The organism is Sporosarcina sp. 6E9 (assembly GCF_017921835.1).
Classification (GTDB): domain Bacteria; phylum Bacillota; class Bacilli; order Bacillales_A; family Planococcaceae; genus Sporosarcina.
The window spans coordinates 18,608-32,957 of sequence record NZ_JAGEMN010000008.1 but is presented as its reverse complement, the minus strand read 5'-3'; the positions used below and the strand labels follow the sequence as shown (position 1 = coordinate 32,957).

Annotated in this window: 15 protein-coding genes; 9 read left to right on the top strand and 6 right to left on the bottom strand. The window is 40.9% G+C overall.

The genetic code is table 11. The annotated features are described in order from the left end of the window. Nucleotides 1–24: 24 nt before the first annotated feature. On the bottom strand, nucleotides 25–1,683 hold the full coding sequence (abc-f, locus tag J4G36_RS17575) for a ribosomal protection-like ABC-F family protein (RefSeq protein ID WP_210471720.1): 1,659 nt from the start codon (nucleotides 1,681–1,683) through the stop codon (nucleotides 25–27). 476 nt (nucleotides 1,684–2,159) lie between these two features. On the opposite strand from abc-f, the gene pgeF reads away from it, so the two are divergent. From pgeF to J4G36_RS17565, 3 genes are all read left to right on the top strand, one after another. Further along, nucleotides 2,160–2,924, top strand: coding sequence for a peptidoglycan editing factor PgeF (gene pgeF, locus J4G36_RS17570; RefSeq protein ID WP_210471753.1), 765 nt, complete (start codon nucleotides 2,160–2,162; stop codon nucleotides 2,922–2,924). A gap of 4 nt (nucleotides 2,925–2,928) precedes the next feature. After that, on the top strand, nucleotides 2,929–3,051 hold the full coding sequence (locus J4G36_RS18725) for a hypothetical protein (protein ID WP_256439621.1): 123 nt from the start codon (nucleotides 2,929–2,931) through the stop codon (nucleotides 3,049–3,051). A 98-nt stretch (nucleotides 3,052–3,149) separates the two neighbouring features. Beyond that, a complete protein-coding gene (locus J4G36_RS17565; protein WP_210471719.1) occupies nucleotides 3,150–4,043 on the top strand; it encodes a DUF2167 domain-containing protein in 894 nt (297 codons plus the stop codon). Nucleotides 4,044–4,091: 48 nt separating this feature from the next. Here the strand turns inward: J4G36_RS17565 and J4G36_RS17560 are convergent, their stop codons facing one another. The 3 genes from J4G36_RS17560 to J4G36_RS17550 all read right to left on the bottom strand — a co-directional run bounded on the left by J4G36_RS17560 (nucleotide 4,092) and on the right by J4G36_RS17550 (nucleotide 7,038). Continuing rightward, nucleotides 4,092–5,636 carry a malate:quinone oxidoreductase gene (locus J4G36_RS17560; protein WP_368668807.1) on the bottom strand — a complete coding sequence of 515 codons (1,545 nt, stop codon included), beginning with the start codon at nucleotides 5,634–5,636 and terminating at the stop codon, nucleotides 4,092–4,094. Nucleotides 5,637–5,863: 227 nt separating this feature from the next. Next, nucleotides 5,864–6,427 carry a cupin domain-containing protein gene (locus tag J4G36_RS17555; RefSeq protein ID WP_210471751.1) on the bottom strand — a complete coding sequence of 188 codons (564 nt, stop codon included), beginning with the start codon at nucleotides 6,425–6,427 and terminating at the stop codon, nucleotides 5,864–5,866. A 74-nt stretch (nucleotides 6,428–6,501) separates the two neighbouring features. Beyond that, complete coding sequence (locus J4G36_RS17550; RefSeq protein WP_210471718.1) at nucleotides 6,502–7,038, bottom strand: ECF transporter S component; 537 nt, start codon at nucleotides 7,036–7,038, stop codon at nucleotides 6,502–6,504. A gap of 257 nt (nucleotides 7,039–7,295) precedes the next feature. On the opposite strand from J4G36_RS17550, the gene J4G36_RS17545 reads away from it, so the two are divergent. The 4 genes from J4G36_RS17545 to J4G36_RS17530 all read left to right on the top strand — a co-directional run bounded on the left by J4G36_RS17545 (nucleotide 7,296) and on the right by J4G36_RS17530 (nucleotide 11,378). Then, nucleotides 7,296–8,306 (top strand): tripartite tricarboxylate transporter substrate binding protein, encoded by a 1,011-nt coding sequence (locus J4G36_RS17545; protein WP_210471717.1) that lies wholly within the window; start codon nucleotides 7,296–7,298, stop codon nucleotides 8,304–8,306. Between the two features lie 69 nt (nucleotides 8,307–8,375). Beyond that, a complete protein-coding gene (locus J4G36_RS17540) occupies nucleotides 8,376–8,852 on the top strand; it encodes a tripartite tricarboxylate transporter TctB family protein (RefSeq protein ID WP_210471716.1) in 477 nt (158 codons plus the stop codon). Nucleotides 8,853–8,865: 13 nt separating this feature from the next. Next, nucleotides 8,866–10,356, top strand: coding sequence for a tripartite tricarboxylate transporter permease (locus J4G36_RS17535; protein ID WP_210471715.1), 1,491 nt, complete (start codon nucleotides 8,866–8,868; stop codon nucleotides 10,354–10,356). Between the two features lie 32 nt (nucleotides 10,357–10,388). Beyond that, the gene (locus J4G36_RS17530; protein WP_210471714.1) at nucleotides 10,389–11,378 is read left to right on the top strand and encodes an asparaginase; all 990 of its coding nucleotides are present in this window, start codon (nucleotides 10,389–10,391) and stop codon (nucleotides 11,376–11,378) included. 43 nt (nucleotides 11,379–11,421) lie between these two features. Here the strand turns inward: J4G36_RS17530 and J4G36_RS17525 are convergent, their stop codons facing one another. Beyond that, nucleotides 11,422–12,297, bottom strand: a complete 876-nt coding sequence (locus tag J4G36_RS17525; protein WP_210471713.1) for a LysR family transcriptional regulator — start codon at nucleotides 12,295–12,297, stop codon at nucleotides 11,422–11,424. A gap of 201 nt (nucleotides 12,298–12,498) precedes the next feature. Here J4G36_RS17525 and J4G36_RS17520 point away from each other — a divergent pair, with 201 nt between their 5' ends. Together J4G36_RS17520 and J4G36_RS17515 are read left to right on the top strand one after the other, a co-directional pair. Then, on the top strand, nucleotides 12,499–13,131 hold the full coding sequence (locus J4G36_RS17520; protein ID WP_210471712.1) for a CBS domain-containing protein: 633 nt from the start codon (nucleotides 12,499–12,501) through the stop codon (nucleotides 13,129–13,131). Between the two features lie 34 nt (nucleotides 13,132–13,165). Further along, nucleotides 13,166–13,741, top strand: a complete 576-nt coding sequence (locus J4G36_RS17515) for an MEDS domain-containing protein (RefSeq protein WP_210471711.1) — start codon at nucleotides 13,166–13,168, stop codon at nucleotides 13,739–13,741. Nucleotides 13,742–13,925: 184 nt separating this feature from the next. Here J4G36_RS17515 and J4G36_RS17510 read toward each other — a convergent pair whose 3' ends face one another. Further along, nucleotides 13,926–14,348 (bottom strand): DUF3888 domain-containing protein, encoded by a 423-nt coding sequence (locus tag J4G36_RS17510; protein WP_210471710.1) that lies wholly within the window; start codon nucleotides 14,346–14,348, stop codon nucleotides 13,926–13,928. Nucleotides 14,349–14,350: the final 2 nt, after the last annotated feature.

Genomic DNA, 14,350 nt, shown 5'->3' with positions numbered 1-14,350 from the left:
ATATTAAAACTAGCCTATTTCTATTTACAACAACCTTTTCAACCGCTTACTCAAATCCAAAAACGCTTCATCAAGTTCCGCATACTCCTTATCCCCAGGCTTCAACAAACTAAGCTGGCCCAAAACCGCTTGTAACTCCGTTTCTAGTCGAAGTCTTTCTTCCACCGTCGACTTCGGTTTCGGAGTAGCCCCCCGCTCTTTCCACTCCGCATATGTCATTGGCAACTTCCGGATTGTTCCCTCTTCAAAAACAAGCAACCCATTCGCCATGCGCTCTACAAAATAACGGTCATGCGATGCAAATAATAGCGTACCCGGAAATGTGTCCAACGTCCGCTCGAGCTCCTCCCGCGAAGCCAAATCCAGATGATTCGTCGGCTCGTCTAATACCAACACATCCGTCCCCTCGAGGATGAACTGCATCAATTTCACCTTCACACGCTCACCCATACTTAACGCTGACAATGGTAGATTCCACTGACTTTCTGAAAACCCGAGATTCGTTAAATTTATGCGAATTAAACCCTGTTCCTCATAGGTTTCTGCGTGAAAATAATCCGCCATCGTCTCATCCCACGGTAAATCCAACACCGTCTGACTTAAATAGCCAATCGTCATGCCATCTGTTTTCCAAAGATCGCCTTCGTAATTTTCTTCTCCAAGAATCATCCGAAACAACGTGGATTTTCCTGCACCATTCGGACCGACAAGCGCAATTCGCTCACCCGCCTGCACTGTAAATGAGACATTGCTAAACAATGCATTTCCAGCGTATGATTTTTGAACACCTTTCAATTCAAGAACGCGTCTACCTTTTTTCGTCCGCCCTTTCATATCAAACGACACGCCATATTCGTCCTCTGGCTTATCAATGCGTTCCTTATCCAGCTCAGCTTCAAGCCGCTTCCGCTTCGAACGAATCTGCACATCCTTCTTTTTCGCTTTCATGCGCCAGTATTCTTTCGCTCCACCTTTTTTCGTTGAAGCCGTATGCGCTTTTTCTGACCATCTTCCAAGCTGATCCATCTGACCCTCGACTCTTTCAATCATGCGTTGCTGCTGTTCATAGTGATGTTGCTGAACTTCGCGATCAAAATCTTTCTTCGTTCGGTAATCTGTATAATTCCCTTGATAAACCGTTAACTTCCCGGATTCGATCTCAAATACATAGTCCGCAACTTTATCGATGAAATGCCGATCATGCGAAACGATGAGATACGTTTCTTTGCCTGCTTGAATGATCCGTATTAATTCGTCCAAACTGTTGCTGTCTAAATGGTTCGTCGGTTCATCCAGTAAAACCAGGTTGCTTCGCTCAGCAAGTGCTGCGGAAAGTCTCATTTTCATCCGTTCTCCACCGCTTGCAAAATTATACGCAGTCTTTTCGGGCACATTCCACTTCTTCCGGTAAATATGCGCATCCGCCCGTTCCCAGTCAACTTGCGATTCTTCTTCCTGTTCCTGCCGAAAATACGTGACCGAAGGCGCTTTTCCGTTCCAGTGAATTGTCCCGGATGTTAGCGCTGTTTCCCCGGCCAACACTGACAAAAGCGTCGTCTTCCCAGCCCCGTTCGGCCCGACAATCGCAATACGTGCACCTGCCGGAATCTCCGCCGTCACTTCATCAATAATCACTTTTTCCCCGTATCGAACCGATACACCATTCAATTTCCCAATAAGCATAGCCATTCCTCCATAAACGAAGGGACAAAAAAATCCCTTCGAAATTAATCGAAAGGATTAGTCTAAAAAAGAACCTTAAAAAACCTCTAGCTCGCGCGTCGAGGAAGGAACTGTTCGTAAAAGTAGACAGACTAATCCTGTTTCCGTTGAATCAAACCTAAATTTCTCGGAATCAAAAGATTAGTTGTCCATCTTCCACGCTCAGTCCTTCCTCTGTATGATTACTACAAGTCTACCATTGTGTTCATCAAAATAAAAGTATTTTCTGATATTTAGTGAGTGGGAAAGCGATTATTTTCATGTGAGATTAGTCCTGTTTTGCGGATATATCGCGCTATGTGACGGATAAACTTCCATTTGCGTCGGATATAGCTGGCTATGTGACGGATATCCGCCGCTATATGCAGGATATAAATTTATCTGTCTTCGCCTATACATCACCACAATACTTCGCTATATTAACAATAGGTGATGACATGAAAACAAAACTATATATTAACAACGAAAACTTAATTGCAGGCATGACAATGAAAGAGGAAACAGAACTCGAAATGAACAATATGGCGCTTCACGCATGTGAAAACCCTGACAATATAATCATAAATAGAAAAAAACTAGCCGCATCTTTACAATGCGAGCTGGCTTCCTTTGTATGCGCGAATCAGACGCACAGTGACAACTTCTACAAAGTAACCCTACAAGACACAGGACGGGGTTCTGAGCAACTAGAAACGGCTATCCAAGACACAGATGCACTTTACACTTACGAACCCAATATCGTCCTATGTAGCTTCACAGCAGATTGTGTGCCCGTCATTTTCCGCAACGAAAAAACTGGACTCATCGGCGTCATCCACTCCGGTTGGCAAGGCACCGTGAAAGAAATCACAAAAAAGCTTTTCAATCATTTAATACAAGTTGAACAGTGCGATCCGAAAGATTTTCATGTTCAAATCGGCGCCGCCCTTAGCCAAGAAAAGTTCGAAGTCGATGAAGATGTCTATCTGAAATTCAAAGGCCTTGGCTATGCGGACGAGTTTATGTATTTCAATGATGCCACCTACAAATACCACATCGACAATCAATTAACGGTACAAAAACAATTGGAGCTTGCTGATATACCTGCTGATCAAATTGAGATAGATCAAACCTGTACATTTAAAGATCCAAACGGCTTTTCATATCGTGAAGATAGACAGTGCGGAAGGCATTTGAGTTTTATTGTTAGAAAAAGCGACTGATTGAGTGCTCGTACATGATTTGCTTGCACACGGACCACGTTTGCTTGCACAAGCCGGTATTTTGCTTGCACTCAATGCGATTTGCTTGCAAGTTGTGACTTTTGACGCACAAAAAATGCAGGATTAAACTTTTTTTAATTTTAAAAAAGTCTATCAATTCTCAACGCAGGCATGTTATAATTTTCCTTATTTGAATACAAATGAGTCATTTGGGGGAGTCGTAACGTGAAACGATGGATTGGATTGATGGCTGTACTATTTATGGTATTTGGCACGACAGTAAACGCAGAGAATGATTATGAATGGATTGAAGGTGGCACGTCGGTAGACTTAGGGGATATGGCAAAAATAGACCTTGATCCTGAATTCATCTTTCTAGACGGGAAAAACACGCAGCAAATGGCAGAGGACTACGGGGATTATGTTTCAGGTTTTGAAATCGGAAGCATCTACCCTATGGATGAATCCCAAACTTGGGCAGTTTTCTTCGATTATGAGGAAATCGGTCATATTAAAGACGCTGAAAAGGAAAAAATTGACGCCAAAGCTTTATTGAAAAGCTACAAAGATGGCGCAAAAGAGGACAATAAAACGCGTGAACCCGGTGAACGTTTCTATGTAACCGGTTGGGATATCGAACCACATTACGATGAAGAAACGCATAGACTCACATGGTCTTTATTACTAGAAGACGAAAACAAAGAAACTTTCCTAAATTATAATACCCTTCTACTCACAAGAGAAGGAAATATCTCAGTCGTTCTTGTGACCGATCCCGACAATAGAGAAGCGGACAAGAAGATGCTGAATGAACAAATTATGTCAAAGTTAGAAGTAACCGCTGGCAACAAATATGAAGACTTTGATAAATCCACCGATAAAGTATCAGAATACGGATTGAACGCATTAATCCTAGGTGGTGCCGGCTTAGCTATAGCTAAAAAAATAGGGATTTTAGGCGTCATTCTCGTTTTCGCCAAAAAGTTCGGCGTACTAATAATCGCTGGTCTAGCGGCACTATGGGGATTCATCAGAAAGAAGAAAAAGGCACCGATTTCATTTGAGGAAGAAATCGTAGCTACTGAGGAATCCGAAGAAAAAGATCCAGTAGACAAATAAAAAAGCTTAGCCCGCCACTCTACCTGTGACGGACTAAGCTTTTTATCATTAATTCGTTACTTCAACTCTAGTTTCTTCAACAACTGGCGTTTCTTCTTTCAAACCCAATACCTTTGCTGTCATCGCATGAGTCTCTGCTAGCAACTGCGGGTTTTGCCCGAGTGACTTGCCGTATGAAGGGATCATTTCTTTAATTTTCGGTTCCCACTCATTCATATGTTCAGGGAAGCATTTATTGAATATTTCAAGCATCACATGAACGGCTGTTGACGCGCCCGGTGAAGCACCTAGTAAGGCTGCGATTGAACCATCTTCAGCACTGACGACTTCCGTACCAAATTGAAGCGTTCCCTTGCCGTCAACCGTATCTTTAATAACTTGTACGCGTTGACCCGCAACGACTAAATCCCAATCCTCAGCTTTAGCATTCGGGATAAACTCGCGTAATTCTTCGATACGTTGTTCTTTCGACAACATCAGTTGCTCAATCAAGTACTTTGTCAACGACATCTCTTTCGCGCCTGCCGCCAACATTGTCAGGACGTTGTTCGGTTTGACCGAAGTGATTAAATCCATATTGGAACCGGTTTTCAAAAACTTCGGCGAGAAGCCGGCAAACGGTCCGAATAGCAACTCTTTTTTATTCTCGATAAATCTTGTATCCAGATGCGGAACCGACATTGGCGGTGCGCCGACCTTGGCTTTTCCGTATACTTTCGCATGATGTTGCGCTGTAATTTCCGGATTGGTACATGATAAGAATATCCCGCTAACCGGGAATCCACCGATATGTTTGGATTCGGGAATGCCTGTCTTTTGCAATAAATGCAGACTACCCCCACCGCCGCCGATAAAGACGAACTTCGCTTTATGGCGTTCAAGTTTCCCGCTGCCATTACGCACTTTTAATTCCCATGAACCGTCATCAGCACGCTTAATATCTTCAACGGTATGCTTGTAATTCATCTCGACGTTTTGATCTTTTAAGTGGTCAAACAACATGCGCGTTAACGCACCAAAGTTAACGTCAGTTCCAGAGTCGATTTTCGTTGCCGCCATCGGTTCTTTCGACTGTCGATCTTGCATGATCAACGGAATCCATTCCATCAGTTTTTTGGGATCATCGGAAAACTCCATCCCTTGGAATAAAGGATCTTTCGTCAATGCTTCAAACCGTTTCTTTAAAAACGTGACATTGTCTTCCCCTTGCACCATGCTCATATGTGGCAAAGGCATGATGAATTCCTCTGGATTACTAATCAGTCCACTGTTTACGAGATAAGCCCAAAACTGCATGGACAGCTGAAACTGCTCATTAATCTTGACGGCTTTGCTAATATCCATTGTCCCGTCTGGCTTTTCGGATGTGTAGTTCAACTCGCATAATGCAGCATGCCCCGTCCCCGCATTATTCCACTCATTAGAACTTTCCGCGCCTGCACTGACAAGTTTTTCAAATACGGTAATCTTCCAGTCAGGTGCCAATTCTTTTAAAAGCGTCCCCAAAGTCGCGCTCATGATTCCGGCGCCTATTAAAATAATGTCTGTTTTGTTTTCTGTATTATTCATGTTCACCGTCTCCATACTTTTAATTTTCAAAAAGAGGGAGACTATGCACCCCCATCACGCCAATATTCCGCCCATACCCCTGTAAGAATCTATCACAATTATTTTCACATAATTTTATCTACTACTATCAATTATAGACTAGTTAGGACATATAAAAAAGAGGGAAGTTTCTTTGCAAGTTAAGTAATGATTAAAAACCACGTCAAAAATGGCTTGGATCCCTTACCAAGCCATTTCATCTCATCCGCCATTTAATGGCCGTACCCTTCCTCTGCAGCCATTGCATCTGCCCTCGTTGCATGGACTGTTCCAAATGGATGGTTTGGCGGCGCATATATCGAGTAAAGTTTTAGTGGAACATGACCTGTATTCATTACATTGTGCCAAGTTCCTGCGGGCAGAAATATTGCAGAATCATCCTGAATGTTTCTTACAAAACTTAAATTATCTTTACTTTTTCCCATTTGAACAATACCCTGGCCTTGTTCAACACGCAAAAATTGGTCAACGTCATCGTGCATCTCCAAACCGATGTCTTCACCAACATTGATACTCATCAAGGTCAGTTGTAAATATTCTCCCGTCCATAAAGCAGTACGGAACGTATTGTTTTGTTTCACCGCTTGATTGATATTCACGACAAACGGTTCTGCACCATGATCTTTTAACATAATGTCGCCATTGGCGGGGCGAAATGAACCCCATGTGTTTGCTTGTTTTGTCCAACAACCACATTGTGAACCATAATGATACATTGGCCTATTTACATAATAAGGATATCGATTGTGATAATACAATTCGTTCAATCCCTTCATCACTAATAAATAATCCTATGCGTTATGTGGGTAAAGAATGTACATATCTCTACAAAACAATGGCCTCTCTTATTTTATTTAAAAACAGAAACCTTCTTTAACAAAACACAAACTGGAAGGGCTATGGCGATCCCGACAACGTTTTGAACTAAATTACCTGGAATGGAAGCCACCGGGATAATCCAACTACCAAATAGAACTCGTTCACAAAGAAAGTAAACCGCTAACATGACTGGAATCGAGAGGATGGCAGCTAGCAAGTTGACAGACATGCTACTTCCTTTTCGTCCATTCGACCAAGCAATTTTCCCGACGATATACCCCTGCAAGCCACGAGCGACAATGGTGAATGGCGCCCACAACGTCCAACCTGATACTAAGTCAAATAATCCCATGCCGATTGCTCCGGCGAGTGCGCCTTTTTTAGGTCCGAATAAAATCGACGCGATAAACAACATGCCCGTTCCAAGATGCACCAAACCGCCATTTGCTGCGATTGGCAATCTGATGTTTAACGTTAGCGTTGCTACAAAGACAAGCGCTATTAACATTGCAGTAATAATTAGATCAAAAGTGCGTAAATTCGAATAGCCGGCTGTAGTTGTTTTCATAGTCAAACCTCTTCCAAAAAGTTATTGTTTTCTCAATACTGATAACTTAGCACGTATCTGGCATCTGTGAAAGTATCAATCCAGTCGATAACGTAGGGGTCAGATTATGAGGTATAAAAATCCCTTAGCAAATGTGCCAAAGTCAACCAAATCTTCCATCAATGGTTTCTATGGTTAACCATAGAATTTATCAATTTTACTAAGTTGTCTGATGTTTCTATACTTGGTTTGAAAGCACTTACATTAGGAGGTCGAGTATGAAGAAGTTTTATTTAGTATTTTTAGTGTTAGTATTGGCTGTTTTTGTTGCGGCTTGTAACGATTCTTCTGATGGAAATAGCTCAGGGGATAAGGATGGGGACTGGAAACCGTCAAAGAATATTGAAATCGTTGCTCCATCTGGTGCAGGCGGTGGATGGGATACGACTGCACGTATGGCAGCGAAAGTGTTAGAAGAAGAGGGTTTAATCGATCAAGGCATTGGTGTTGTAAATAAGACAGGTGGCGGAGGAGCAGTCGGGTGGGCTTATATTGCAACAAAAAAAGAAAGTCCATACAATCTGTTCGTAACCTCTACTCCAATGATTGACGTACCATTAAACGGACAGTCTGAATATGACTATACAGACTTCACTCCGATTGCGAACGTTATCGCGGATTACGGTGCATTTGCCGTAAAAGCAGACTCGAAATGGGAAAATCTAAATGATTTGTTTGATGATATGAAAAAAGACCCGACAAGCGTTACTGTTATCGGATCTTCTTCACCTGGTAGTATGGACCACCTAAAATTCGCGAAATTTGCGAAAGAAGCTGGTGTTGACATTACTAAACTCAAGTATGTTTCAGAACAAGACGGTGGCGAATTAACTGCATTATTAAATGGTAGTGTGGATGTTTTCTCAACTGACGTCTCCGAAGTAGTTGAACAAGTCCGTGCCGGAAATGTTAGGGTTCTTGCCGTAACATCAGAAGAGCGTCTTGAAGGCGAAACAATTTCTGATTTCCCAACAGGAATCGAGCAAGGGATTAATACGACTTACATTAACTGGAGAGGTTTTTTTGGACCAGCTGATTTGCCAGAAGAAGCTTTGAAGTATTATGAGCAGCAATTTAAAGCAATGACAGAAACAGACGCATGGAAAGAAATCCGCGCAAATTATGGTTGGGGCGACCTATACATGGGACACGAAGAATATAAAGCGTTCTTAAAAGAACAAGTTGAGGCCAGTCAAGAACTTCTCGACGATCTAGGCATTAGCCGATAATTAGTTTCAACCAATCTTAAGTCAATGTCTAGGCATTGACTTAATTTTTTTGAAAAGGATGTGTATCAATTGCTCGCTTCGCAAAATAAGAAAGTCAGCCTAATCTTAATTGGATTAGGTAGTGTTTTTTTATTCATGAGTTATAAGTTACCCAAATATACGCTCGTTCCCGTTGATGCGGATGCCGTTCCAATCTTTCTTGGGTACTTGTTGATTTTCTTATCTATCATTCTATTTTTTACGAAAGATCAAGAAACAGAAGTTGAAGATGGTGAGGAGCAAGTCACTAAACCTAAAAAGGGACTTGATAAAAACACTAAAATGTTACTAGTTTTCGGTGGTATCGTTCTATTTTATATTGTTTTGCTAGAGATACTGGGCTTTCTTATTACGACAGCAATTTTCATATTTATCACTACCCTACTTTTAGGGTACAAGAAGCATAAGACAAATATTATCGTAGCCCTTGCGGTTCCAGTTGGCTTTTATTATCTGTTTAACTTTGTGTTGAAAATTTCACTACCAAAAGGGATTTTACCTTTTTAGAGGAGGATGAAAAATGGGAGTGATGGACGGAATACTCGAAGGGGCAAAGGTTGCCCTCAGCCTCCAAGGTATAGCATTTGTATTGATGGGTGTACTACTTGGTACGATTATTGGAATGCTTCCAGGCTTAGGACCAATTACCGCGATTGGCGTCATGATTCCTATATCGTATGGAATGGATCCTGCAATGGCACTTGTTATGATGGCGGGCGTCTATTATGGCGCAATTTTCGGGGGTTCAACGTCCTCGATTTTACTGAATGCCCCCGGTGTTGCAGGAACGGTGGCAACGGCCTTTGATGGTTATCCAATGGCACAGCAAGGTAAAGCGGGTAAGGCGCTTGCGATAGCGGCAATATCTTCATTCTTTGGGGGTACGGTAGGCGTAGTACTACTTATGTTATTTGCTCCTTTACTTGCGACCGTTGCAGTTTCGTTTGGTTCTCCAGAGTATTTTGCACTCATGTTACTCGCCTTGACGGCAATTGCAAGCTTATCTGAAGGTTCGACGATAAAAGCGCTAATTTCTGGAACGCTCGGATTTATGGTTGCCATGATAGGAATTGATGGACAAACTGGAACTTCACGCTTTACATTCGGTAGCTCTTCTTTACTGAGTGGAATCGATTTTCTTGTAATCGCTTTAGGAATTTATGCGTTAGCTGAGGTTTTCAAACTAATTGTTGACCGCAATAAAGATGATGGACCACAGCGGACAATCGGAAGTATCAAACTTTCAAAAGAAGACCTTAAAGAGATGAGCGGTCCTGCATCAAGACAATCTATTGTTGGATTTTTAATTGGTGTGTTGCCCGGTGCAGGTGCCACAATCGCATCGTTTATTGCTTACATTACAGAAAAAAAGATTGCCAAAAACCCTGAAGAATTCGGAAAAGGTTCGATTAAAGGATTGACTGCTCCGGAAACTGCAAACAACGCCGCAACAAGCGGGGCATTTGTTCCATTACTTAGCTTAGGTATCCCCGGTTCGGGAACCACAGCGGTTTTACTAGGCGCGTTTATGGTCATGGGAATCCAACCTGGACCATTGCTCTTTACTGAACAACCAAATATTTTTTGGGGTATTATCATTAGTATGTATATCGGTAATATATTCTTACTAATTTTGAATTTACCGCTAATCCCGTACATTTCTAAAATATTGAATATCCCTAGACCTATGCTGATCTCTTTAGTAACTGTTTTTTGCTTAATTGGCGTCTATGGGATTAGTTTTAATACGTTTGACCTTTACCTATTATTAGCTTTTGGAATTATTGGGTTGCTACTACGACTGGTTTCGTTTCCCGCAGCGCCATTTATATTAGCTTTTATACTAGGTGGAATGATTGAACAATCGTTACGAAAGTCATTAACAATTTCAAATGGGAGTTTCATGATTTTTTTGGAACGACCAATCACATTGGCATTTCTCATCATCACGGTCTTGTCTTTAACAATACCAGCATTATTATCTTTAAGAAAAAAAGGGAAAACAGCTTAACTTACTGTTGAATTTCGTTTGTGGGGGTTACTATGAAAAAGATAAAAATACTTGCTACTGGCGGTACAATATCCGCCCACCATGCGAATCGAGTTGACTTTAGAAATTACATTTCTGGACACTATTCCTGTGAAGATATTACGAAAGAAATCCCAGAAATCCATGACATTGCATCTATTGAGATTGAACAGCTCGCTAACTTTAGTAGCACAGTCATCACTTCCAGTCATTGGTTACAATTAAGGAAGCGTATCAACCAATGTTTAAATAACGAGGGATACGATGGGATTGTGATTACACACGGAACAAATACGCTTGAAGAAACAGCCTATTTTTTACACCTTACAATGGACACTGAAAAACCAATCGTTTTGACGGGAGCCCAACGACCTTTATCAGGATTAAGTTCGGACGCACACATAAACCTCTTAAACGCTGTGAAGGTGGCAAGTTCTAAGGATTCGTATGGGAAAGGTGTGCTTGTTGCGTTAAATGATCAAATAAGTAGCGCTCGAGATGTAGCAAAAACAAATACATACCGCTTGGAGACATTTCAATCAGGCCAACTTGGATTTTTAGGCTACATCGATCCTGATAATACCGTTCAGTTTTATCGAGCGCCAACCCGAACACACACAATCCAATCCAAATTTTCGAAACTTGAAATAAAAGAACTACCGACCGTCGAAATTGTCTATTCCTACGCTGGCGCTAACGGCAATATTATAAGCTCTTTAATAAATACAACAACTGTGGATGGAATTATCGTTGCTGGGACAGGGGCAGGCAGATGTTCGCCTGAGGAAGAACTGGCGCTCAAACAAGCTCGTGATAAAGGCATACAAGTTATTATGAGTAGCAGGGTCGAAAACGGAAGGGTTGTCCCGATTGAGAAGTATGAATATCTGGAAGCACCGACTGCAGATAATCTTTCTCCTCAAAAGGCAAGGATTCTATTAATGGTCGCTTTACTTAAGTATACGAACTATGATGATTTACAAGCTGTTTTTGACCAATACTAAATAAAGTTGCTACTGTAAAAAGTAGCAACTTTATTTAGTTTATTTAATAATCACGAATTTTCTCCTTGTATTTATCTAGAAATTCAATGAACGATTTAACTGCTTTGAAGTTTAATGATTCCTCTTTATAAAGTGCCCAAGTTTTCCTTTTGACTGGTTCTCCAGCAATATTAATAAGCTGCTGGAAGTGTAAGTCCCTTTCCCCACTCAAGCATATTCCCGGTAAAATTGTATACCCCAATCCAATTCGAACCATCTCTTTACTAGTCTCAAGACTATCAACTGTCATTGAAGAAGTTCTTTGTTCGCTGAATCTTTCTTTCCACCATTCATCGACCAGTGATTTTAGATAGGTATCCATCTTATAGTAAATCATTGACTCATCAGGTAAACCTTTCAACTCTATAGGATCCTTTGACACTACGTAGATCGACTCTTCACAAATCAACATTTTTTGCTCAGCCCACTGATCATATCCTCTGATTATTGCAATATGTACATCTTCGCTCTCCAAATGTTTGGCAAGTTCCGTACTTAACCCTGTGATGATATTGGCATTAACTTTTGGATGCTCTATCAGAAAATCTTGTAGCAGGTTGGGCATAATATATTGACCAAACGTCGAAGCAACCCCTAGTTTAATAGTTCCTGTTATTTCGGTATTCATTTGCAGAATTGTTTCTCTTGCCTCTTCCATCATACTTAATATATTTTTGGCATAATCAATGAAAACCTCCCCCTGTGGAGTTGGCCGCATCCCCATTCTTCCCCTAACAAACAAGGTTGCATTAACGTTTTTTTCAATTTGTTGAATTCTATAACTTAATGCCGGCTGGGTGATGTACATGCTTTCTGCAACTTTTGTGATATTTCTTTCTTCATTTAATTTGATTAGTATTTCAAGGTCTTTTTCATCCATCCCATACGCCCCCCTTTAAACGCTTTTTTGGAACCATTTCCACAAACCTCCATTGATTTATAGTACACCTTGGCTATCCTATATTTTCTTCTGATACTAAAGACCTTTTACTTTCAATAAAAAATCTATTATAATAGATTTAGGTTTAGTATAATCTAAAAATTAAAATATTACAGAAATATATCTCTAGGAGGAATGACCATGTATATTGGAGATTTATTGTTAAAAAGAATTGCTGTAGCGACTGTGAACAGCGATAAAACGGTTGCTGAAGCATTGGCTAAAATCAATGAGAGTGGGTACAGATCTGTACCTGTTGTGGATGCAGACGATACATATAGAGGCATGATTTATAAAATGGATTTGCTTGAACACCTTCTTGAGAAAAATGGCAATGAAGATGATTCAATCAGTCACTTAGTGAAACACCAAGATATTCATCTCGACGAAAATGCCTCGTTTTTAAATGCGCTACTTGAAATTAAAGCTTTGCCGTTCATCAGCATTGTAAAGGACGGAAAATTGACAGGGATTCTTACGCACAATCAAGTCGAAAGCGTCTTAGAAGATGCATTCGGACTCAAAACGGGCGGCATCAATATGACAGTTGCATCGTCGGAGTCGTCAAGCACGCTGGAGAGATTGACCAAAACGTTACGCGGTGAGCATATCGAAGGATTGTTCACGTTGGATAACGGTTCAGTACTGGCCAGGCGCGTCGTGGTCACACTCAGAGGCGATAAAACTGACGAGGAACTCGATAAATTGATAAACAAACTGGAGAAAAACGGCTTTACCACTTTACAAACAAATCGGATTGAGAAGAAATGGTGAAATAGAACAAAATAGAGATAGGAGAGATGATTAAATGAAAAGTAAAATGGATCAGTTGCTTGAAAAAGAAAATGGTCATCTTCACTTTCTATATAAGTATAATGGGCCGGAAAGTTATCTTGAACAGATTTTGAGCTATATCGAAGACGGCCTTGCAGCAGGAGATTACGTGATTATTATTGAAAATGATCGACTTTTTCCTAAAATCCATAAAGAAATGAGCACACGTTTTACAGCTGAGCAAATGGAGCTTGTGCATTATGTAAATAGCTTCGACTTCTATTGGTCAAGCGGCAGCTACCATCCTCCCTCAATCGCTGAATATTTTAGTAAAACAATACAGCCCTATTTGGAAAGTAATATTACTTTCCGGGCATGGGCACATGTAGAGTGGGCCAGCATGAAAGAACCACTTCACCTCATTGAAGATCTTGAGAAAATAGTCGACGAGGCTGTATGTCAGCTGGCCTTTCCATTAGTTTGCGCCTACGAAGGAGAAAGAATGCCGGAGTACCTCAGAAAAACTTTAATGGAAACACATCCTTATCTTTTGATAGAAGATGATTTCATCGTCTCGGAAGAATACCAGCCAACAAAGCTAGTGAAATAAAAAGTCGACGCGAGATTTGTGTCGGTACCTGTGCATGGTGCAATAATAACAATTCACGGGTTTGGATAAAAATACGTGGAGGAATAAACAATCACCGTTTAAACGCCTCCACTGTTTATCATTATTCAATTGTAGTGTATTGTCATAATAGTTTCTTGCACAGGTACCTAATAATTTAGGATCCTTAATCATACGTGGCAAACTTTATTAATTTCTCCAGTTCCTTGTCGGATATATGTCGATGAGAATAAGACAAAACACTATATTCCGCATTCCCATCCCCAGGTATACGAATGGTCATACGAATTAACTTGTAAGGCGGACCATGCGCTCCTTCGAACCCGATAACCCTTAATGTAACGTCATATTTACCGTTTCCAGAGCTGATTTTTTCTATTCTTTCAAATTCGAATAACTGATTATCGCCGTGATTACTCATGATATCAAGGATTGTTCCGCCAAGGCTTCTTAGAAATGCCCTTTCCATTAAACTTGGGACTTGATTCTGCGGGATTACCTCAGTCTTTGTCTCGGCTTCCGTAGTTGCTCCGTCAAAACTGAGTAAAAGAAGGGTGAAAATGGTCAGGGAAAGTAAAAACTTATTCATAA